Raw genomic sequence first — 21,587 nt, 5'->3', positions numbered from 1 at the left:
GCGACGAGAGTAGCGGTCAGTGTTGACTGGTGGAATAGATCGCGGCGGCACGCAGTTGAACAGCGCGACGGTCCCGGGATCTCTGCCCCCGGGCCCCATCCCTTTTCGCCGCTTCGAGCGGCCACTCGCCGAGAGGCGCATTGCCCGGGACCGTCCCCATCACCACTGCACATTCCGCCGACCGAGCCCGCCCGTCATCGGGCGTCGAAAACCAAGCACGTCGGCGAAGCATGTACTGACAGACCCTCCCTCGCACCGTCGGCGGTCTCTAGCCTTGCTTGAGACACGAAGGAGGATTTGTATGCAGTACCGTCCGCTCGGCCGAACCGGTGTCCAGGTCAGCCCGCTGTGCCTGGGCGCAATGATGTTCGGCCCCTGGGGCAATGACGACACCCAGGACTCGATCCGCATCATCCACGCCGCCCTTGATGCAGGCATCAACTTCGTCGACACGGCCGACGTCTACTCCGGAGGCGTTTCCGAAGAGATCGTCGGCCAGGCGCTGCACGGTCGGCGCGACGACGTGTTCCTGGCGACGAAGTTCTTCATGCCGATGGGCGAGGACCCCAACCAGCGTGGTGGTTCCCGCCGGTGGATCATGCGCGCCGTCGAGGATTCACTGCGTCGCCTGAACACCGACCACATCGACCTCTACCAGGTGCACCGGCCCAGCCCCGACACCGACGTCGAGGAGACCCTCGGCGCGCTCACCGACCTGGTCCGTCAGGGCAAGGTGCGCTACATCGGCTCGTCGTCGTACTCGGGTTCGGAGATCGTCGAGGCCCAGTGGGCCGCCAAACAGAATCATCTCGCGCGGTTCGTGACCGAACAGCCCCCGTACTCGATCCTGGTCCGCGGCATCGAAGAGGACGTGTTGCCGACGGTGCAACGCCACGGCATGGGCACACTGACCTACAGTCCCCTCGCCGGCGGCTGGCTGTCGGGTCGCTGGCGTAAAGACGCCGCCTCCACCCCCACCTCGAGCGCGCGTCCCAGCGCCCGCTTCGACATGTCGACCCCGGCCAATCAGCGCAAACTCGACATCGTCGAGGAGCTCGCCGTACTGGCCGAGCAGACCGGGATCACCCTGATCGAGTTGGCGATCGCCTTCGTGATCAACCATCCCGGCGTCACCGCCGCGATCGTCGGGCCGCGCACCATGGAGCAGCTGCAGTCCTATCTGCCGGCCGCCGACGTCACGCTGCCGGCCGACGTGCTCGACCGCATCGACACCCTCGTCGCACCCGGAGTCACCATCAACCCCGACGACAACAGCTACGGCACCCACGAACTCACCCCGGCCGCACGACGCCGTACCGGCCTCGACGACCAGGGCTGAGACACAAACCGATTCTTCCGCCGCCCACCGATCTCCGGGGGCAACGATCAAGGAGAACCGCATGGAACTCGCACTGCACATCGCCGACTTCACCTGGACCGGCGGCGCCACCGAGCTCGGCCCGGCACTGGTCAAACATGTCCGTGACGCCGAGGCGATCGGGGTGCGCCGGATCAGCGTGATGGATCACTTCTGGCAGATCCGCGGCGTCGGGCCGGCCGAGAACGAGATGCTCGAGGCCTACTCCGCCCTCGGCTTCATCGCCGCCCACACCGAGCAGGCGCTCCTGCACACCCTGGTCACCGGCGTCACCTACCGCGAACCGGCGCTACTGGCGAAGGCGGTCACCACCCTGAATGTGCTCTCCGGCGGCCGGGTCGGCCTCGGCATCGGCGCCGCCTGGAACGACGAGGAGTCCGACGGCCTCGGCTTCGCGTTCCCGCCGACCGCGGAGAGATTCGAGCGACTCGAGGAGACCCTGCGCATCTGCCTCCAGATGTGGTCGGACTCCGAGGAGCCGTTCGACGGCGAGCACTACCGGTTGGGGCGGACCCTCAACTCGCCGCAATCACTGACCAAGCCACACCCGTACCTGATGATCGGCGGCTCGGGCGAGAAGAAGACGCTGCGCCTGGTCGCGCAATACGCCGACGCCTGCAACATCTTCGGCGGGCCGGAGGCCGCGCACAAGCTCGACGTGCTCCGCGGGCACTGCGACGCCGTCGGACGCGACTACGAGGAGATCGACAAGACCACCATCTTCCGGATCGATCCGGGCAGCACGGTCGATGACATCGTCACCACGGCCAACGAGATGGCCGCCGCCGGGTTCACTTCCGCCTACGTCTACGCCTCCGGCATCACCGAACCCGAGCGGATCATCGACCTCTTCGCCGCCGCGATACCGCGCCTGGACTGAGCCGACGCCCGACGGGTGTCACCGCAGTCCGAGCGGATCGCCCTCCGGCGGTCGGCCGCTTCGACCGGGCCGGGTGGCGTCGGCACGATCGGGCAGCCAGATCACAAAGGTGCTGCCCACGCCGGGCGCGCTGTGCAGCGCGAGGCGTCCCTCGTGTGACTCCACGATCTGGCGAGCGATGGTCAGGCCCAGGCCTGCTCCGGGCCCCGCCGCGCCAGGCCGCTGGTCTCCGGCCCGCCGGAACCGTTCGAAGACCCGCTGCTGGTCCTCCTCGGCAATGCCCGGCCCCTCGTCGCGCACCGCTATCCACGCCCACCCGTCGACGCTGCCGGCGGCGAGTGTGATCGTCGAGGCGTCCGGGGCCAGTCGCAAAGCGTTGCCGAGGACGTTGACCAGGGCGCGGCTGAGAGATTCGCGGTCGGCGTAGACAACCGGGCCCGCCGCAGAGTGAACGGCGAGGTGCAGGCCACGGTCGCGCGCGAGGAGTGTGTGATCGTGCGCGACGTCGGTGACGAAGTCGTGGATGTCGATACGCTCGTCGGCGAACGAACCGGATCGACGCCGGGCGGTGGCCAGCAGATCGTCGAGCAGACGCCCCATCCGGGCGGTCTGCCGGGAGACGATCGCGAGTGCTTCGGCCCGTTCGGCCTGGGTCGCACGGTCGTCGCCGAGTACCGCCTCGACGTTCGCCTGGATGACCGCGACGGGGTTGCGGAGTTCGTGGGAGACGTCGGCGACCAACGCACGCTCTGCGCGGAACGCGGTGTCGAGGCGCTCGAGAAGACTGTCGAGCGTGTCGGCCAGCGTCCGGAGTTCGTCGCGGGGTCCGGTTGCCCGGATGCGCTGCGAGAGGTCGGTGACACGGATGAGGTTCGCGGTGGTGGTGATGTCGCCGATGGGCCGCAGCATCCGCCCGGCGACGAACCAGCCCACCAGCAGGCTGATCAAAAAGATGACCGCCAGCGCGATCAGCGAATAGTTGCGCAGCGTGTCGAGGGTTGACTGGTTGACCGCTTGCTGCACGCTCTCCAGGTCGGCCGCCTGGAACGTCTCGCCCGACTTGTAGATCAGTGTCCCGTCGGGCTGGCGCAGGAACTTCTTGACCGTGAGCGGGTCCAGCGGCCGCGCATCGATGCTGTGACGCAGCGCGAGGTAGACCGCCAGCAGGATGAGTCCGGTGATCGCGAACAGCAACGTGGACGTCGTCAGCGCCATTCGTACCCGGATCGTGCGCAACGCACCCGGTACCACGAAGCGGCGCGTCATCGGCTCAGGAGCTCTGCGCGGCGGGTGGGGCGTCGGCGGATCGCAACCGGTACCCGCGACCGATCGCGGTGTGGATGACCTGTGCCTCGTCGTCGACGGTCAGCTTGCGGCGCAGGGTTCCAACGGTGACCCGGACGGTTTGGGTGAACGGGTCGGCGTGTTCGTCCCAGACATGTTCCAGCAGCTGCTCGGCGGAGACTACGTGATCGGGTCGCGACATCAGGAACCGAAGAACGGCAAACTCTTTCAGGGTGAGATCCACCTCGCGCAACCCGCGGCGCACGATCTGGCGGGCGGTGTCCATCGTGATGTCGCCGACCCGGATCAGCGACGAGTCCCCGGTGATCTCCCGACGGAGCACCGCACGCAGGCGCGCACTGAGTTCGGCGAGTGCGAACGGTTTCACGATGTAATCGTCGGCGCCGGCGTCGAGGCCGCGCACCCGATCCGGCAGGGTCCCCAACGCGGTGAGCATCACGATGCGCATGTCGCGCCCGGACCGCGAGTCAACGACACCGTCGCGAATACCGCGCGCCAGCTCCAGCCCGTCGCCGTCGGGCAGGGTCAGATCGATCAGTGCGACGTCATACTCGTTGACGGTCAACCGGTCCCGGGCGTCCTGCTCGGTGAGCGCAGCGTCGACCGCGTAGCCTTCCCGCTGCAGGGCGATACGCAGCGCACTGACGAGATCCTCCTCGTCCTCCACGATCAGCATGCGCATATCGCCCCAGAGTAGCGAGGACCGGCACATGCGGCCACGCGGCTTTCGGCGATCTTTCGTTCTGTCTTCCACAGGTTTTCGCACGTGCATGCTGAGCTGAGGCCATGACCTCACCCGATGACCGACAACCTCCACCCGATCTGCCGACCGCCGCCTCCGAGGCGCCGGTACCGGTCTCCCACCTGGCATCCGGCGCGGTCATCGAGCGCGCCCTGTTCGAGATGAAGAAGGTCGTCGTCGGCCAGGACCGGATGCTCGAACGGCTTCTGGTCGGCCTGTTGGCCCGTGGACACATCCTCCTCGAGGGCGTGCCCGGCATCGCGAAGACCCTGGCGGTGCGGACCGTTGCCACCGTGGTCGGGGGGACCTTCCGTCGGCTGCAGTTCACGCCCGACCTGATGCCCGCCGACATCGTCGGCACCCGGGTCTGGCGGCCGTCCACCGAATCCTTCGACATCGAACTCGGACCGGTGTTCGGCAACCTGGTGCTGGCCGACGAGATCAACCGCGCACCCGCCAAGGTGCAGTCGGCTCTCCTCGAGGCGATGGCCGAACATCAGGTCAGCATCGGCGGACAGACCTTCGGCCTCCCCCACCCGTTTCTGGTGCTCGCGACCCAGAACCCCATCGAGAACGACGGCGTCTATCACCTACCCGAGGCGCAGCGCGACCGGTTCCTGCTCAAGATCGACCTCGGGCTGCCCAGCGAGCTCGACGAGATGGAGATCCTCGCCCGGATGGGTACGCGGCCGCCGCAGGCGTCGCCGATCCTGGCGATCGAGGATGTCGCCGCGCTGCAGGACGCGACCGAACAGGTCTTCGTCCATCACGCCGTCGCCCACTACATCGTGCGCCTGGTGATGGCGACCCGCGATCCCGCGACCTACGGGGTGCCGGGGATCGGATCCGTGCTCGAGTACGGCGTCAGTCCACGCGGTTCACTGGGGCTGCTGGCCGCCGCCCGTGCCCTCGCCCTGATCCGGGGTCGCGACTATGTGCTGCCCGACGATGTGCGTGACATCGCGGCCGACGTCCTCGCGCACCGGATCGTTCTCACCTTCGATGCCCTCGCCGACGGTGTGTCGCCGCGCCGGGTCGTCGACGAGCTCCTCGCCGGGGTGGCTGCGCCGCAGATCGCGCACCGCGACGACGACTCCGAGCTCGCGTCGTGAGCACCAACCCGTTCGGCTCGGTCGACCTCGCTCTGCGACGGCGGCTCGACAGCCTCGTGCCCGGCGATCGTGACGGAGTCCGGCTCGGCGCCGGTTCCGAACGCGAAGAGGTGGTGAGGTATCAGCCCGGCGACGACGTGCGCCACATCGACTGGAACATCACGGCACGCTCGGCGGATCTGCACGTGTGGCGTCCGCGCGCCGACAATCAGCTCGACACGTGGGTGCTGCTCGACCTATCGCCGAGCATGGCGTTCGGCACCACGACCGGCGAGAAGCGCGAACTCGCCACCCAGGTCGTGTCGGCGGTGGGACAGCTGACCGATGCGCCCGGCAACCGGCTCGGGATCGCCACACTGTCCACGCAGGGCGTGCGATGGCACCGCCCCGATCGTGCCCGGGTCACCGGCCACCGGTGTGCACGGTTGCTCACCGACCTCGATCAGCGCAGCGGCGAGGCCCCGCCGTTGGGTACCTCGCTGGAGGCATTCGCCCGACGGTATCGCCGGACCGGGTTGCGCATCGTCATCTCCGATTTCATCGATCCCGAGGGGCGGCTCGGTGGGCCGTTCGATTGGGAGCGCCCCCTGCGACAGCTCGCCGCCCGACACGACGTCATCGCGGTCGAGGTGTCCGATCCCCGTGAGATGTCGCTACCCGACGTCGGTTCGGTGGTCCTCGTCGATCCGGAATCCGGGCGGCAACGCACGGTGTGGACCGCCGATGCCGACCTGCGTCGGCGCTACCTCGCGGCCGCCGTCGCCCGGCGGTCGGCCATCCACAGATCGATCACCGCGGCCGGCGCCGAACACCTGTCGGTGGACACCGGCCGTGATTGGGTCCGCGATCTCGCCCGTTTCCTCCGTGCCCGGCGCCGCACCCTGAATCGGCGCGGACGCCGAATGCGCGGACAGTAGAGGAGTGCCATGACCTTCCTGTTCCCCCTGGGGCTCCTGGTCCTCGTCCCCGTCGCCGTGCTCGCGATCTCCTACGTCGTCATGTTGCGACGGCGGCAGCGGTATGCCGTGCGTTTCGCCGCACTCCCGTTGCTGGACAGCGTGATCCCGGAGAAACCGAAATGGCGGCGTCATCTACCTGCCGGCCTGCTGCTGGCAGCGCTGGGGCTGACCGGACTCGCGGTCGCCCGGCCCGAACTGCCGGTCCGGGTCCCCTATGAACGAGCGACGATCGTCGTCGCCATCGACACGTCGGAATCCATGCGGGCCCAGGATGTCACGCCCGACCGGATGACCGCAGCCCTCGATGCGGCAGGCGATTTCATCGAGCAATTGCCCGACACGTTCAACGTCGGCGTGGTGACGTTCGCCGGCAGCAGCACGGTGATCCATCCCCCGGACACCGATCACGATGCCGCCCGTGCCAGCCTGGGCGCGGTCACCACCGAGTCACGCACCGCCATCGGCGAGGGCGTGCTCACCTCGCTCGACCAGGTCCGCAGCATCGTCGGCCCCGGTCAGGAAGAGCTGCCCGCGCACATCGTGTTGCTCTCCGACGGCAGCAACACCAGCGGCCGGTCACCATCGATCGCCGCCGAACAGGCTGCGGCGGCCGGCGTTCCGGTGTCGACGATCGCCTACGGCAGCGCCTCGGGCACCCTGGCCGCCGGCCCCTACTCGATCCCGGTGCCTGTCGACGCCGCCACCCTCGCCGAACTGTCCGACGCCACGGGCGGCCGCGCCTACAGCGCCGAGAGCAGCGACGAACTCCAAGACGTCTATCGCGAGATCGGTTCCTCCATCGGCTGGCGAACCGAACAGCGCGAGGTGACCCCGTTCGTGGCGGCGCTGGCACTGCTGTTCGGGCTGGTCGCGGCGGCATTCTCGCTGCGCTGGTTCTCCCGACTCGTCTGAGAAGGACACCCATGACCCGCTCACCGTTGCACCTCGGACAACCCAGTGGCCCCGACTTCGTCGTACCCGACACGAGGGCGTCCATCCCACGCCCGCCCGCGCCACCTCCACCGACGGTGCCGCGACCGACGGGGCAGGTTCCGTCGCGTGTTCAGCACACCGGACTCGGTGACATCCATCCGCGACCACCCGCGGTGGTGAACCATGCACACGCACAGACGGAGACGACCTCGCCACCCGACCGACATGCGCTCCCGCTTCGGTCCGGCGGTGTCGCCTTGCTCGCCGTCGGCTGTCTGCTGGCCGGCACCATCGCGGGAGGGACCGCCGGATTGATCGCCGCCACCGTCTACCCGACGCCTGCGCAGCAGACCTCCACCGCGCCGGGTGGGGTCGATGCCCGGGCGGGCGCGGCCACGCTGCTGCCGAGCGTCGTGCAGATCCGTACCGGCCAGGCACGCGGGTCGGGCTTCGTGTTCGATGACGAGGGGCATGTCCTGACCAACCACCACGTGATCGCCGGCGCAGGGCGCGTGGAGGTCCAACTCGCGGACGGTCGCACTGTCACCGGCCGCGTCGTCGGGAGCGATCCGGCCACCGACATCGCGGTGATCGCCCTGCCGGGGTACGCCCCGCCCCCGGCCGACCTCGGAGTGAGTGCGTCACTGCAGATCGGCCAGCCGGTGATCGCCGCCGGGTCACCCCTCGGTCTGTCGAGCACTGTCACCGCCGGCATCGTCAGCGCGGTCGACAGACCGGCCCAGCTGCGTGGACCGGGGCAGCTCCAAGCGCCGATGATCCAAACCGATGCGCCCATCAACCCGGGGAACTCCGGTGGCCCGCTCGCCGACCTCACCGGACGTGTCGTCGGCGTCAACACCGCGATCGCCACGGTCGGCGGTGCCGAGTCGGGCAACATCGGTATCGGCTTCGCCGTGCCGATCGATCGCGCGGTCCGCACCGCCACACGAATCATCGCGAACGGGTGACACGGCATCCGGCCGGACGGCCCACCGCGCTGACAGCACCGCCACCCCGCGCACCCCGCTCAGCCACCCCCGCACACCGCGCTCACAGCACCGCCACCCTGCGCACCCCGCTCAGCCACCCCCGCACACCGCGCTCACAGCACCGCCACCCTGCGCACACCGCGCTGACAGCACGGTCCACCCCCGCACCCCCGCGCTCACAGCACCGCCACCCCCGCACACCCCGCGCTCACAGCACCGCCACCCCCCGCTCCCTGAGGAGCGAGGCGCCAGCCGAGCGTCACGAAGGGCCGGCCCTTCGTGACGGGCCTCCGCAAGCTCCAGCCCTCCTCAGGGACCGGGGCGACAAGCCCCCACAAGCTCCAGCCCTCCTCAGGGACCGGGGCGACAAGCCCCCACAAGCTCCAGCCCTCCTCAGGGACCGGGGCGACAAGCCCCCACAAGCTCCAGCCCTCCTCAGGGACCGGGGCGACAAGCCCCCACAAGCTCCAGCCCTCCTCAGGGACCGGGGCGACAAGCCCCCACAAGCTCCAGCCCTCCTCAGGGACCGGGGCGACAAGCCCCCACAAGCTCCAGCCCTCCTGAGGGACCGGGGCGACAAGCCCCGACCCTCCCTAGGGACCGGGGCGGATGCAGCCCCAGATTTCCACGCTCATGTCCGCGGGCATCACCTGAGCGGCTCGCCGATTGGATCGTCCAGTCAGCGACGCTGTGTGGTGATGCCCGCGACGCGAGAGCCGGCGCCACAGCGCATCTAGCGGTTTGTGGCCTCGTCCCGCTTGGGCAGCACCCAACCCACCCGCGGGAAGTGGCAGGTGTAGCCGGTCGGGTAACGCACCAGATAGTCCTGATGCTCCGGCTCGGCCTCCCAGAACGGCCCGGCGGGTTCGATCGTCGTCACCGCCTTACCCGGCCACAGGCCTGACGCGTCGACGTCGGCGATGGTGTCCCGCGCGACCTGCTCCTGCTCCGGGGTCAGCGGGAAGATCGCCGACCGGTAGCTCGTGCCGACATCGTTGCCCTGACGATTCTTCGTCGACGGATCGTGGATCTGGAAGAAGAACGCCAGGATGTCACGGTAGGTGGTCTGCGTCGGGTCGAACACGATCTCGACCGCCTCGGCGTGACCCGGATGGTTGCGGTAGGTGGCGTGGTCGTTGGCACCGCCGGTGTAGCCGACCCGGGTGTCGAGCACACCCGTTTGGCGGCGGATGAGGTCCTCGACCCCCCAGAAGCAACCGCCCGCGAGGACGGCCGTCTCGGTGCCGGGGCGACGGGTGATCTGTCCGGTGTCGGTGGTCATCGTGCGTTCTCCTCCGTGCTGGTGTCGGTTGTGCTGGTGTCGGTTGCGCTCTCGATCGGTCCGAACAGCTCCCGGTAGGCGCCGTAGCCTTCTGCCTCGAGGTCGGCGACCGGGATGAAGCGCAGTGCTGCCGAGTTCATGCAGTAGCGCTGCCCTCCCGCGTCGCGCGGGCCGTCGCCGAAGACGTGGCCGAGGTGGCTGTCCGCGCCGGACGAACGCACCTCGGTGCGACGCATCCACAACTTCCGATCGGTCTTGGTGCTCACCGCGTCGGCGTCGATCGGCTTGGTGAAACTTGGCCACCCGGTTCCGCTGTCGTACTTGTCGGTCGATGAGAAGAGGGGCTGTCCCGAGACGACATCGACGTAGATGCCCGGCTCGTGGTTGTCCCAGTACTCGTTGGCAAAGGCCGGCTCGGTTCCGTCCTGCTGGGTGACGCGGTACTGCGCGTCGGTGAGGCCGCGCACGGCCTCGGTGGTCTTGGGATACTGGTTGCTCACTACTCCCTTTCTGGCGCCGCTGGCTGCGGCGACACCATGCACAACAACCATCGTCCAGGTTTTGGTCCCGGCGGGTCCGCCGACCCGGACATGGCGTGTAGCAGGTTGCTACACTCGGTGGATACTGACCAGGAGGCATGATGACCCGTTCCGCCGACAAGGTCACCCGGTTCGACGCAGGCCTGGTCGACAGTGCGATCGCCGAAGGCCGTCGCCAACACCGCACCGGGCGCCAGCAGCTCGAATACTGGGCACGGGTCGGTCGCGCGATGACCGCACACGAGACCGCGTCGCTCAAGCGAGTCGAGGAAGCGGTGACGGGTCGTCAACCGACCACCGACCTGACCGCCGACGAGGGACGTGTCTTCAACGCCGAGATCCGGGCACGCATAGATGAGAGCCTGGCGTCCGCCGACTACCGACAGGAGCTCTCGGCCCGCGGCGTCACGACGGTCTCGCTCGACGAGGATGGACGGATGGTCGAGGTCCGGCCGGACGGGACTACTCGCGTCGTCGACGCCGAGTGAAACGCCTGGACCTGGTCATCGGCCCGAACGGTGCCGGCAAGTCCACGTTCGTCGAGCTCACCCTGGCGCCGCTGTTGCCGGCGAGCCCCTTCGTCAACGCCGATCTGATTGCGCGACAGCGCTGGCCTGACGACGCCGAAGCGAAATCGTATGAGGCCGCACGAGTTGCGGCGAGAACGCGGGATCATCTGATCGACGACGGTCGATCGTTCATCGCCGAGACCGTGTTCTCACACGAGTCGAAGCTCGGACTGATCGAGCGGGCGCACGACGCCGGCTTCATCGTGGTCCTGCATGTTCTGATCGTTCCCGAATCCCTGGCAGTTCTGCGCGTCGCGCACCGGGTCGCCGCCGGCGGACATTCGGTGCCCGAACACAAGATCCGTACTCGCCACCGCCGCCTGTGGCCACTTGCGGTGACCGCCATCCGTCTCGCCGACGAGGCCACCGTGTACGACACCGCCTCCGGTGTGGCACCTGCCATCGTCGCGGAATTCGCCGACGGGATCCTGATCGGCGCGGTGGCGTGGCCGGAATGGACGCCTCCGATCCTCCGGGATCTCGGCGGTCAGCCGTCCTGAGTCCCAGCCGCACGTGCACCCAGCCGAGCGGCCGTCAACCGGCTCGTGCCGCTGCCTCGATGGCCTCGACCGTCCGCAGCACGGCGAGCGTGCGCGCCTGATCCGCCGCAGGATCGTCCACTCCGTTCACGAGGTCGGCGAACCGCCGGACCTCGTGCACCATGTTGTTCTCCGGCCCCTCGAAGACATGATCGGTCACGGTGCCGTCGAGCATGGTCAGCCGGGCCGAGACCGGTTGGGTGACGTGAGAGAACGTGAGGGTGCCGAGTTCGCCCTGGATCTCGTCGACGCGGTCGGATGCGGTGATCTTCGAATACGACAGGTCGACGACGAATCCTTCATAGACCGCCAGCACCGCGCCCGCACCATCCGCACCGCCGGGAATCGGCACCGACGCCGCGAGGACGCGATCGGGTTCGCCGAACAACTCCACCATCGCTCCGATGGTGTACACACCCAGGTCGAGCAGGGCTCCGCCGGCCAGCGCCGGGTCGAAGATGTTCACCCGCTCCCCCGCGAGCACCTTGTCGTAACGCGCCGATCGCTGGCAGTAGGAGAACGATGCGCGGCGGAGGACCCCGAGTTCACCGATCAGCTCGGCGACTGCGGCCAGGCCCGGGTCGTAGCAATTGCGCATCGCTTCCAGCACCACCACACCCGCAGCAGACGCAGCCTCGACGAGGCGGGTGAACTCCGCCGCCCTCGGCACGGCAGGCTTCTCCACGAGCGCATGCTTGCCGGCCGCGATCACGCGCAGGGTCTGCTCACCGTGAATCCCGTTGGGAGAAGCGATGTAGACGGCATCGATGTCGGAGGAGGCCAGTAGTGCTGCCAGATCGTCGCTCGAAGATTCGAGTCCCGTCTCGGCCGCGAAGCCGGCCGCCCGTTCACCGTCCCTGGAATACGCGGTGGTGACACGCACCGCCGGCACCGCCGCCGCGGCGTCGATGAAGCGGCGGGTGATGGAACTCGTCCCGATCGTGGCGATCCGCAGCGCGGTGTCGGTCATCACGAGTCGATCGTAGGTGGATCACGCGTCCGCCCACGACGGATTCGCTGATGTACGGTGTTGCCCATTACCGCTGCCGCAGACCTGTCGTCGGCGGGATCGGTGCGAGAGCAAAGGGGTTTTTCGACAGGGATGCACCGAGTCCCGCTAGTGCCGCCGCCGGATCAACTGCCGCCAGATTCAGCCCTAAGAACTGTGTACGATCACATGCGACTGCAGCAAGCGGGATTTCCGCACGGCGGCCGGTCGCAGGGTCGATCTCGTTTGTGACCACGCTTAATGCGATCGACTCGATCCGTTCGCTGCGGTCGGCCTCGAACACCTCGTGGAGGGTTCGCAACGCGACTGCGCTGGTCGCAGCGTTGTAGCGAAGCCGCTGGTCTTTCTGCGAAATAGTGGACTCGCGAAGCTCGTCAGTGCTGGCAACGAATTTCACGGTCTTTACAGTCGGGAGTTCTGATGGCGCGGGGATAGACACAGTCACCACCAACTCCTTCAGATCACCGTCAAAGGTGTAATCGTGAGCGACGGGGAAGGCATCCGGGTAAACAGAGTTCGCAAGCACGATGCCGACGTACTCATCTATTGCAGCCGGATCATTTTGCCCGAGACGGTATATGAAGTCGTCGATCTCTGCATTGTGTTCATTGACGGCTGCCTGCCTTTCCTGGCAGGCCTCTTCGTACTCTCTGCGCGCATTTTCCAGGTCAGCTTGCCGCTTTTCTTCGGCTGCTATCGTCGTGCGCTGCAGTTCCTCGTTCTGTTTTGGTATGTCGACGGTCACCTGGTGTGACCATTGCGCATGTTCCGTCTGCCACTGATGAACCGCAGCGTTATAGGCGTGCTGGTGCTTCTTCTTCGATCCCAACTTGGCCAGCCCCGTCGGATCAGCCGGCGGTGCAAATGCGGGCTCCGGTGGATACTGTGCCCACTCGGGTTCCGGCACCGGTTCAGCGAGGGAGCCTGGGGCGAACGGAGGATGCTCTGCGGTCCGCTTCAGTAGCGCGAGATCCACGTAGTCGTCGACGCCCAGTGTCGCCGCGAGTAACCCGTCAATCTGCTCATTCACATCATTGGCGTATGCGGTGCGTTCCTCGGCCTTGGTGCGCATCGTCTCTCGATATCGATCCAGAGCCCGCTTCTCGGCTTCTTTTCTGTCCGCCTCGCGGGCGCGCTGCAGTTGAACCTGGGCTCGCTCGTGTTCGCGCTGCGCCCGCTCCGATTCACGGACCGCTTGATTATGCGCGCGAACCGCAGCGGCCTGTTGTCGTCGTTGCTTCTGCTCAGCGAGTCGTTGCTGCCTTTGCAGTTCGGCAAAGAAACCACGCCGTCGAGCCACTATCGTCTCCTCCGATCACAAATGTTTACCGGTGTCACTCTAGAGTCAGAGCAACAGACATACTCCCGTATTACCAAGGAGGTCCGCGAGCGATGACGTCGCCCGGTTGGTATCAGGATCCCTCAGGCGAGCATCAACTGAGGTGGTGGGACGGCACCACGTGGACCCAACACACCCGTCCCACGCCTGCGATGGCGCCGTCGTTTCCAACGCCAACGACACACGTTCCGCCGCCACCGCAACCTGCAGGTCCCTCTACCGGAAGCCACGCGGAAGGCGTCGAGGCTGAGACACCGGACCAGGACTCATTTGCTTCTGCGCTTGAGCACGCGCATCAGGAGCGTAACGCTCTGCGAGGACGGGTGACGGAGCTGCAAGACCTGGCGGAGAGGTTGCGACGTCAGGTCGATGATCTTCGGGCGGAGAATGATCGGCTCCGGCGAATTGCAAGAGAGCGCGAGGCGGCTCGGGGGCACGTCGAGGATGCCGGGATCGCCGCCGCCAAGACCGTTGAGCTCGATGACCTGAACGAACAGATCCGACTGGCAAGATCCGAACTCATCGAACTCAGAGGGCAAATTGAACTTCAGGATGTCGGTCTCTACGACTATGAACACCCGGCAGAGCACTCCGTCGAACTGTCGAACCGCTTAGAGAATGTGCGGCACCGAGTCAAGCAGCTTGCTCGAGCCAAGCAGGCCACGACCGCCGTCTCGAGCTTCACCTTCAACGGTTCACTCGCGCAAGGGCGCCGCTTTGTGGACCAGATGAGCAAACTCCTGCTTCGCGCTTACGATGCCGAGGCAGAGAATTGCGTGAAAACCGTTACAGCCGGGAACCTTGCTACCGCGCAGGCACGGCTACGCAAAGCGGCTGACCAGATCGCACAGAACGGCGAGATGATCGAGCTTCATGTCTCTGCTGAGTATCACGAACTCAGGATGGAAGAACTCGAATTGGCCGCCCGCCACCTGATTGCCAAGCAAGCAGAAAAGGAACTGGAGCGGGAACGGCGCGCGGAGCTTCGGGAACAAGAAAAGGCGAGAAGAGAACTCGAGGCCGAACGCGATCGACTCGACAAGGAACGCCAACACTATCTCAACACCATCGAGTCGTTGCGTGCACGTGGCGACGACGCTGGCCTCAAACGCATGCAAGAACGCCTCGACGATGTCGACACCCGACTTTCCAATGTCGACTACCGCATGGCCAATACCCGCGCAGGGCATGTCTACGTCATCTCCAACGTCGGCGCGTTCGGTGAACGTATGGTCAAGATCGGCATGACTCGCCGTCTCGATCCAACTGATCGAGTTCGTGAACTCGGTGATGCCTCAGTGCCGTTCCGGTTCGACACGCACGCGCTCTTCTTCGCAGACGACGCCGTCTCCGTCGAGAACCAACTCCACAAAGCCTTTGAAGACCGTCGAGTCAATAGGATAAACCAACGCCGAGAGTTCTTCTACGCGACCCCCGCCGAGGTACGAGAAGTAATACAGACTCAACTCGAGGGACAGGTCGAGCTCATCGAATTTGTCGAGGCAGCCGAAGCAGATGAGTACAGAATGAGTTCAACCAGCCAGCTGGCCGACTAACTTGCAATCGCGGCTTGAAATCTTCAGGCTGCGGAAACTCTCCACCACAACGGTCTTGAGTTCGGGACCGACCCATCCGAACTGGCTCGGAGTATACGAAACGGACGATATCGAGGGCCATTGGGCTGGGTAAACCCTTATGCGTTCGGCGATCACTACCCGGGAGACATAACCAGCTAGCCTGTGCGGACCTTTGGTAGTTGCGACACGCATGTCGAAGCAAACCTGACCGATATGTATCAATATCCTGCCCAACCTGAGAATGGGAGTACCCAGTCACGTCGAGAGTGACGTCTTTCATCGCGATTGGTCGTGACGTGCCTGCCGACGAAGTGTGGCGAAACAAGCTAGCTCCCCAACCAGCCCCTCCAAAACGGTGTTGCCGCGTCAGCCCAGCCCGACGAGATCGGCCGAGGCCGACCACAATCCGTCGATGATGTGCTGGTCGTGGGCCTGCCGGTTCTCGCGGCCGTTCGCGCGGTGCCGGTCGAAGTAGACGCCGTTGATCGTCGGGTCGGCCCCGCGGCGCGTCAACTCGATCAGCGGTTCGGCGCCTTTGGCGGGACTGATCGTCGCGATGTGGCGCAACGGTGTCCGATAGGCCAGGCCCACGAAGAACGAGTCACGGCCGAAGCTGGTGCCGACGGGTCCCGGATGTACTGCAGCGGAATAGATCCCGTCGTCTGACCAGCGGGCGGCGATGCCGCGGGTGAACAGGATGTTCATCAGTTTGCTGGTGCCGTAGGCACGCATCTCCAGCGTGCGCTTGCGCCGCCGGTAGTCGAGATCGGACAGATCGACGCGACCGAACAGGTTGCCGACACTCGCCGTGTTGAGCACCAGCGCTCCGTTCTCGGCCGCCGTCAGCCGATCGCGCAGCAGGTGGGTGAGCAGGAACCCGGCGAGGTGATTGATCTGGAAGTTGGGTTCGTGATCGTCGGCGGTGCGCTGCTTCGGGTCAAAGGTGCCGCCGGCGTTGTTGAGCAGTACGTCGATGTGCCCGACGCGGTCGCGGATCTTGTCGGCCAGCGCACGCACGTCGTCGAGTCGGGCGTTGTCGGCGGTGAATCCGGTAGCCCCGGTGTCGGCGGTGACCGGCGCCAGCTTGTCGGCGGACCGTCCCACGATCACGAGGTCGACGTCGGGCCCTGCCAATTCCCGAGCTGCCACCGCGCCGATCCCGTCACTGGCACCAGTGATCACCACTGTCCGTTTCGAGGTCATCCTTGTCCCTCCCTACCGCGTGGCGTCGACGACATCCTCGCCGGTCCGGTCCGCCACACGGCCTCACCACGACGGATTATGTCCGGTGAACCGGTCGCCGTCGACCACGTCGGCGAATCCGGAGGCCGGCGCGTCGCGCGGCGGCGGCTCTGACACGATGACGTCATGGCGAACAACGACCACGATCCGTCCGACCGTGCTCCTGTCGACGAGGGTATGGCCGTGCGGCGTCAGGTGATGGGCGACGAGTTCGTCGACCGCGCCCTGACACGGACCGAGGGCACCGAGTCCGCCGAGCTCCAGCGATTCGTCACCGAACATGTCTGGGGCGGCATCTGGACTCGTCCGGGACTCGCCCACCGTGACCGCAGTCTGCTCAATCTGGGCATTCTCACCGCCCTGCGGGCGCACGAGGAACTCGCCGGACATGTCCGCGGTGCGCTGACCAACGGCGTCACGCGCGACGAGATCGTCGAGGCCATAGTGCATACCGCGGGGTATTGTGGTGCCCCGGCCGCACTGTCGGCGATGCGGGCGGTGCAACAGACCTTCGATGCGGTCGACGACGAGGAGCGTGGCGCTCGATAACGGCCGCTGTCGGGCGTACCCACTCGGTCGCGACCACGGCGTTCGACGCCGAGGCGGTCGTGCCACGGCACGACCGCCTCGAACCAGACTGACTGCGAAGGCGTCAGCGCGTTCCGGCCTTCGCGTACTCAGCGATCGCATCGACGTTGGACTTGTCGACGAAGGCCGGGCCGGTCAGCACCGCCTCGCCGCCGCCGATTGTGTCACCGTTGTTCAGATACAGCCAGAGGGAATCGACCGCGAGGTAGCCCTGCAGGAACGGTTGCTGATCGATCGCCCAGATCACCTCGCCCTTCTTGATCGCGTCGACCAGAGCAGCGTTGGTGTCGAAGGTCGCGATCTCCGCCTTGCTCCCGGCGGTGCCCTTCGCCTCCACCGCGGTCAGGGCGATCGAGGCATCCAGTGCGACAACGTGATCGATGCTCGGATCCTGCTGGAACTTGGCCGTCAACGCGGCCTCGACCGACGGCATGTCGGCGCTGTTGACGTTGATCAGCTCGACCTGACCACCGGTGAATCCCTTTTGCACACCGGCACATCGGGATTCCAGAGAGACGTTGCCCTGTTCGTGGATGATGCAGAGTACCTTCCTGGCACCCTCGTCGGAGAGACGCTTACCCGCGGCCTCACCGGCGATGGTCTCGTCCTGACCGAAGTACTGCTGGACACCGAGCTTCTTCCACTGATCGAAACCGGCATTCAGCCCGACGACAGGGATGCCGGCCTGCAATGCCCGGGAGACGGCCGGCGCCATCGCCTCCGGTTTGGCCAGCGTCACCGCGATCCCGTCCACCTTGGAATCCACCGCAGCCTGAACCAGATTGGCCTGGTTGGGTGCTTGCGGATCGGCCGAGTACTTCAGGTCGATGTTGTCCTTGGCCGCCGCGGTCTCCGCTCCCTTCTGCACCAGGTCCCAGAAGGCGTTACCGGGCACACCGTGCGTGACCATCGCGACGGTCATACGTGGGGTGTCGGCCTGTCCCGCACCCATGCCGGAGCCGCTGCTGTCGGGCTTGCCCCCGGTGCTCGAGCAGGCGGACAGGAACAACATCGATGCAGCCGCGATGGCTCCCGCCCCGGTCAGGACGCGGTGGCGTCGTCTCGATGTTCTCATCGTCTCGCTCCTTTGGTTGACGAGTACTGAAAGGGTGGAAGGGATCATCGATCCGCGGGCATCAGACCGACGCTCGCGAAATACTCACGGGTGCGGATCGCGATCCGCTTTGCGCTACCGGGCGGGGCCGGGTACATGTCCTGCTCGATGATGAGCCGGAAGTCGCGGTTCAACGCGGCGAGGTCCTTGAGCAGCGGTTCCATCGTCGGCACACCCAACGGCGGCTCGACCATGGCGCCGCGCTGGACCGCCTCGTAGAAACCGACGTGGTCTTCTCGAGCCTGCGCGGCGACACCGGGGTCCACCTGCTTGAGGTGGATGTAGCTGATCCGGTTGGGGTCTCGCGCGATGATCTCGCGGTTGTCACCGGAGCAATAGGAGACGTGGCCGGTGTCGAGGCACAGGGACACGGTGTCGGGATCGGTGTCGTCGAGAAACTTCTCGATGAAACTCTGGGTGTCCACGTGGGTGTCGACATGCGGATGGAAGCCCTGCGTGATCCCGAACGCGTCCTCGACGAGCCTGCCGAGCCTGGAATGACCCTCGGTGAGATTGCGCCATTCGTCTGCCGAGAGTTCCGCGGCCTGTGTCAACGCACCGGTGTGCAGGTCGGTGTACTGCTCCGGCAGCACCACGAGGTGTCCGACATCCATGGCCGACAACAGCTCACAGACGTCGAAGGCATCCTTGCGGTCCTGTTCGAATGCATCGGCTCCACGGTGCAGCGCGGTGCCGACGGTACCGCCGGTCAGCGAGAGCCCCCGCCTACCGAGTTCGTCCTTGAGCTGTTCGGGCTCGGTCGGCAGATATCCGAAGGGACCGAGTTCGATGGTCCGGAAGCCGGCCTCGACGACCTCGTCGAGGAACGTACTCCAGTGCGGCTGTTTCGGGTCATCGGGGAACCAGATCCCCCACGAGTCGGGGGCGGTGCCCAGACTCAGGCGGGCGAAGGTCGGATCGGCGGCGACCGTGTGGTCGTCGGTGACGGGTGAGTTCATCGGTGGTCCAATCGTTGTGGTGTCTGCGCGTACTCAGGCGAGGCTGCTCACCGGCTGCGCGGTGTCGACGTCGGTCGGCGCGCCGGTGGCGGCCGCGACTTGTGCGGCGTCGACCGCGCGCATCACGCGCAGCGCCGAGGAGAAGCTGGTGTCCATCGGCTCGTCGGCGAGGATGCAGCGCACGAAATGCTGGATCTCCGCAACGAACGCCTCGGCGTAGCCGGTGCCGACCCCGCCACCCGGCATCGCGGCGACATCGGAGAAATACGGGTGCTGCGGACCGGTGAAGACGCGGCGCGGGCCGCAGATCGTCGCGGGTCCCTCGTCGACATGAATGTGGAACTCGCCGGCCGAGATGGAATCGAACCGGGCATGGCCTTTGTCGCCGTGCACTTCGATGCCGAGCGAGTTGGGGATGCCCACGGCCACACGGTTGACGTGGATCTGGCCGATGGCCCCGTTTTCCAGCTCGACCGTGAGCAGAGCGATGTCGTCGGTGTCGACGGCCCCGGTCTTCTCTGAGCCCGGGATGGGCCGTTCGGTGATCACCGTGTGCAGCGTCGCGGAGACGATGCGACGGATCGGGCCGGCCACGTGCTGGACTGTGTCGAGCGCGTGGGTCCCGATGTCGATCAGGGCTCCGGCGCCGGCCGACTCCTTCGAGTAGCGCCAGGAGAACGGCGCATCGCTCGATGCTCCGTAGTCGGCGTTGTACCACGCGGTGAAGCTGCGGACCGCACCGATCGCGCCGTCGGCGACGGCGTCGTGCACCGCGGCAAGGCCGGGTAGTCGCCGGAAGGAGAAGCCGACCCCGGTGACCGCGGTCGAACCTTCGGCGAGGTCGACGAGTGCGGCGGCCTCGGTTGCGCTGCGTCCGATCGGCTTCTCGGCGAGCACGTGCTTGCCAGAGCGCAGGATCGCCGGCAGCACGTCGGCGTGCACGCTGTTCGGCAATGCGACGCTGATCGCGTCGATCGTCGGATCATCGAGCACCTCCCGCAGATCCGCGGTGGCCTCGGCGTAGCCGTATCGGTCGGCGGTACGGCGGGCGAGTTCGACATTCGGGTCGACCACGACGGCCAGGTCGACGGTCACCGCCTCCAGGCCGGCGGCCATGGAGACGTTGCGAAACCCGAATGCGTGTGCCTGCCCGGCGGCGCCCGCCCCGACGAGGGCGACCCGAAGAGTGCGACGAGGTGACATGGGTGGTCCTGCTTTCCTATCGAATAGATGACTTGGAGCGTTCCAGGCTTCAAACTGTAATCTGCATCTCAGTCATTGGTCAAGGCGTTCTGTTCATTTGCTCAGCACTCGCAGTCACCTGCCTCACGCTGCTACCCAATAGGAACCGCATCGCCCTGGACAGATCCAGGTGATAGCCTTGGATCGCTCCAACACAATTCACACTCCCGGGAAGGGTCACGATGGGTACAGCTGGCGACGCGGCCGGCCGCTCGGCGCGCCCGACCATCGTCGACGTGGCTCGACGCGCCGGGGTTTCCAAATCGCTGGTCTCCCTCGTGCTGCGTGGACAGCCGGGCGCCAGCGAGGCGAATCGGACCGCGGTCTTGCGGGCCGCCGAGGAACTGGGTTACCGCGCCAACGCCGCCGCCCGATCGCTGGCACAACAACGCACACATACCGTCGGGGCCGTGCTCTCCGACATGCGCAACCCGTGGTTCATCGATCTGCTGGCCTCGGTTCGCACCGAGCTGACCGCACACGGTCTGACGCTGTTCTTGTCCGAGGACTTCGGGCTCGAGCGCGACGCTTCGGTGCTCGATGCGTTCATCGAGGCGCGCGTCGACGGACTCCTCTGCCTCGGCACCCTGCCACCGGCCCGCGAATTGCTCTCCACGGCAGAGACGCTCCCGACCGTGGTGGCGGCCGGGCGAGAACCCGATCTACCGAACGTCGATGTCGTGACGGGCGACGACCGCTCGGGTGCGGCACAGGCCGTGGAGCATCTGGTGGGTCTCGGCCACCGACGGATCGCGCATCTCGCCGGTACGGGCCGTGCAGCCGACCTGCGCACCGACGGCTACCGCGATGCGATGCGACGCAACGGCCTCGACGAGTACATCCGCGTGGAGATCAGTGACCGATCTGAAGGCGGAGACCGGGCCGCCGCCACCACGTTGCTGGCCGGCAGCCCCCGGCCGACCGCCATTCTCGCCAACAACGATTACGCCGCTGTGATCACGATGTCGATCGCCAAGGAGGTGGGTCTCGACATTCCCCGTGACCTCAGCGTCGTCGGCTACGACAACAGTTACCTCGCGCGGCTCGGGTACATTGGCCTCACCACACTGGACAACAACTACACCGACATGGGAAGGCTTGCCGTGCAACGGCTCATCGGCCGCATCGACGATCCACGATCAGCCCGGACGGTGACCCTGCTCGATCCCGAGCTGCGAATCAGGTCGACCTCGGTCGAGGTCTGACACCCGACTCGCCGACAACACACCGGAGCCTGTCATTCACACGCACGAACCTGCAACCTGCAGTTCACAATCTTCGGCCAAGATG

General features: G+C 66.4%; 21 protein-coding genes. 11 read left to right on the top strand and 10 right to left on the bottom strand.

Going from position 1 to position 21,587, the window contains the following annotated elements:
* Nucleotides 1-301: 301 nt before the first annotated feature.
* Together AC4AMJ_RS29080 and AC4AMJ_RS29075 are read left to right on the top strand one after the other, a co-directional pair.
* Nucleotides 302-1,339: an aldo/keto reductase gene (locus AC4AMJ_RS29080; protein ID WP_489916477.1), complete on the top strand. Its 1,038-nt coding sequence runs from the start codon at nt 302-304 to the stop codon at nt 1,337-1,339.
* A gap of 61 nt (nt 1,340-1,400) precedes the next feature.
* Nucleotides 1,401-2,258, top strand: coding sequence for an LLM class F420-dependent oxidoreductase (locus AC4AMJ_RS29075; protein ID WP_489897622.1), 858 nt, complete (start codon nt 1,401-1,403; stop codon nt 2,256-2,258).
* Between the two features lie 18 nt (nt 2,259-2,276).
* Here the strand turns inward: AC4AMJ_RS29075 and AC4AMJ_RS29070 are convergent, their stop codons facing one another.
* Together AC4AMJ_RS29070 and AC4AMJ_RS29065 are read right to left on the bottom strand one after the other, a co-directional pair.
* A complete protein-coding gene (locus AC4AMJ_RS29070) occupies nt 2,277-3,524 on the bottom strand; it encodes a sensor histidine kinase (RefSeq protein ID WP_489916475.1) in 1,248 nt (415 codons plus the stop codon).
* A gap of 4 nt (nt 3,525-3,528) precedes the next feature.
* Complete coding sequence (locus AC4AMJ_RS29065) at nt 3,529-4,245, bottom strand: response regulator transcription factor (RefSeq protein ID WP_489897624.1); 717 nt, start codon at nt 4,243-4,245, stop codon at nt 3,529-3,531.
* A 104-nt stretch (nt 4,246-4,349) separates the two neighbouring features.
* Here AC4AMJ_RS29065 and AC4AMJ_RS29060 point away from each other — a divergent pair, with 104 nt between their 5' ends.
* The 4 genes from AC4AMJ_RS29060 to AC4AMJ_RS29045 are packed head-to-tail and all read left to right on the top strand — an operon-like array spanning nt 4,350 to nt 8,277.
* On the top strand, nt 4,350-5,417 hold the full coding sequence (locus tag AC4AMJ_RS29060; RefSeq protein ID WP_489897625.1) for an AAA family ATPase: 1,068 nt from the start codon (nt 4,350-4,352) through the stop codon (nt 5,415-5,417).
* The gene (locus AC4AMJ_RS29055) at nt 5,414-6,334 is read left to right on the top strand and encodes a DUF58 domain-containing protein (protein WP_489916473.1); all 921 of its coding nucleotides are present in this window, start codon (nt 5,414-5,416) and stop codon (nt 6,332-6,334) included. The genes AC4AMJ_RS29060 and AC4AMJ_RS29055 overlap by 4 nt, the downstream gene beginning before the upstream one ends.
* Nucleotides 6,335-6,343: 9 nt before the next feature.
* Nucleotides 6,344-7,288 (top strand): VWA domain-containing protein, encoded by a 945-nt coding sequence (locus tag AC4AMJ_RS29050; RefSeq protein ID WP_489916471.1) that lies wholly within the window; start codon nt 6,344-6,346, stop codon nt 7,286-7,288.
* Between the two features lie 11 nt (nt 7,289-7,299).
* Entirely contained in the window at nt 7,300-8,277 is a 978-nt protein-coding gene (locus AC4AMJ_RS29045; protein ID WP_489897628.1) for a S1C family serine protease, read from the top strand.
* Between the two features lie 754 nt (nt 8,278-9,031).
* Here AC4AMJ_RS29045 and msrA read toward each other — a convergent pair.
* Both msrA and msrB read right to left on the bottom strand, forming a co-directional pair.
* A complete protein-coding gene (gene msrA / locus AC4AMJ_RS29040) occupies nt 9,032-9,580 on the bottom strand; it encodes a peptide-methionine (S)-S-oxide reductase MsrA (RefSeq protein ID WP_489897629.1) in 549 nt (182 codons plus the stop codon).
* Complete coding sequence (msrB, locus tag AC4AMJ_RS29035; protein ID WP_489916469.1) at nt 9,577-10,080, bottom strand: peptide-methionine (R)-S-oxide reductase MsrB; 504 nt, start codon at nt 10,078-10,080, stop codon at nt 9,577-9,579. The genes msrA and msrB overlap by 4 nt, the downstream gene beginning before the upstream one ends.
* A 140-nt stretch (nt 10,081-10,220) precedes the next feature.
* Here msrB and AC4AMJ_RS29030 point away from each other — a divergent pair, with 140 nt between their 5' ends.
* Both AC4AMJ_RS29030 and AC4AMJ_RS29025 read left to right on the top strand, forming a co-directional pair.
* On the top strand, nt 10,221-10,607 hold the full coding sequence (locus tag AC4AMJ_RS29030; protein ID WP_489901064.1) for a TA system antitoxin ParD family protein: 387 nt from the start codon (nt 10,221-10,223) through the stop codon (nt 10,605-10,607).
* Nucleotides 10,604-11,188, top strand: coding sequence for an ATPase (locus AC4AMJ_RS29025; protein ID WP_489897631.1), 585 nt, complete (start codon nt 10,604-10,606; stop codon nt 11,186-11,188). The genes AC4AMJ_RS29030 and AC4AMJ_RS29025 overlap by 4 nt, the downstream gene beginning before the upstream one ends.
* Nucleotides 11,189-11,222: 34 nt before the next feature.
* On the opposite strand, the gene AC4AMJ_RS29020 is transcribed toward AC4AMJ_RS29025, so the two are convergent.
* Both AC4AMJ_RS29020 and AC4AMJ_RS29015 read right to left on the bottom strand, forming a co-directional pair.
* Complete coding sequence (locus AC4AMJ_RS29020) at nt 11,223-12,197, bottom strand: Gfo/Idh/MocA family protein (RefSeq protein WP_489901065.1); 975 nt, start codon at nt 12,195-12,197, stop codon at nt 11,223-11,225.
* Nucleotides 12,198-12,264: 67 nt separating this feature from the next.
* Nucleotides 12,265-13,536, bottom strand: a complete 1,272-nt coding sequence (locus AC4AMJ_RS29015) for a hypothetical protein (protein ID WP_489916467.1) — start codon at nt 13,534-13,536, stop codon at nt 12,265-12,267.
* A gap of 92 nt (nt 13,537-13,628) precedes the next feature.
* Between AC4AMJ_RS29015 and AC4AMJ_RS29010 the strand changes: the two genes are divergently transcribed.
* Nucleotides 13,629-15,131: an SNIPE associated domain-containing protein gene (locus AC4AMJ_RS29010; RefSeq protein ID WP_489916465.1), complete on the top strand. Its 1,503-nt coding sequence runs from the start codon at nt 13,629-13,631 to the stop codon at nt 15,129-15,131.
* A 387-nt stretch (nt 15,132-15,518) separates the two neighbouring features.
* Here the strand turns inward: AC4AMJ_RS29010 and AC4AMJ_RS29005 are convergent, their stop codons facing one another.
* Entirely contained in the window at nt 15,519-16,355 is an 837-nt protein-coding gene (locus AC4AMJ_RS29005; RefSeq protein WP_489916463.1) for an SDR family NAD(P)-dependent oxidoreductase, read from the bottom strand.
* A gap of 165 nt (nt 16,356-16,520) precedes the next feature.
* Between AC4AMJ_RS29005 and AC4AMJ_RS29000 the strand changes: the two genes are divergently transcribed.
* The gene (locus tag AC4AMJ_RS29000) at nt 16,521-16,943 is read left to right on the top strand and encodes a carboxymuconolactone decarboxylase family protein (protein WP_489897635.1); all 423 of its coding nucleotides are present in this window, start codon (nt 16,521-16,523) and stop codon (nt 16,941-16,943) included.
* A 103-nt stretch (nt 16,944-17,046) separates the two neighbouring features.
* Here the strand turns inward: AC4AMJ_RS29000 and AC4AMJ_RS28995 are convergent, their stop codons facing one another.
* From AC4AMJ_RS28995 to AC4AMJ_RS28985, 3 genes are read right to left on the bottom strand one after another with little or no spacing between them, the layout of a single operon-like run.
* Nucleotides 17,047-18,057, bottom strand: coding sequence for a substrate-binding domain-containing protein (locus AC4AMJ_RS28995; RefSeq protein ID WP_489897636.1), 1,011 nt, complete (start codon nt 18,055-18,057; stop codon nt 17,047-17,049).
* 44 nt (nt 18,058-18,101) lie between these two features.
* Nucleotides 18,102-19,055 carry a sugar phosphate isomerase/epimerase family protein gene (locus AC4AMJ_RS28990; protein ID WP_489916461.1) on the bottom strand — a complete coding sequence of 318 codons (954 nt, stop codon included), beginning with the start codon at nt 19,053-19,055 and terminating at the stop codon, nt 18,102-18,104.
* A gap of 33 nt (nt 19,056-19,088) precedes the next feature.
* A complete protein-coding gene (locus tag AC4AMJ_RS28985) occupies nt 19,089-20,258 on the bottom strand; it encodes a Gfo/Idh/MocA family protein (protein WP_489897638.1) in 1,170 nt (389 codons plus the stop codon).
* Nucleotides 20,259-20,479: 221 nt separating this feature from the next.
* Between AC4AMJ_RS28985 and AC4AMJ_RS28980 the strand changes: the two genes are divergently transcribed.
* Nucleotides 20,480-21,502: a LacI family DNA-binding transcriptional regulator gene (locus AC4AMJ_RS28980; protein WP_489897639.1), complete on the top strand. Its 1,023-nt coding sequence runs from the start codon at nt 20,480-20,482 to the stop codon at nt 21,500-21,502.
* Nucleotides 21,503-21,587: the final 85 nt, after the last annotated feature.

The organism is Gordonia sp. LMA484, assembly GCF_058129505.1.
The sequence above is the reverse complement of the archived record's forward strand: the minus strand, read 5'-3'. Positions and strand labels throughout refer to the sequence as shown.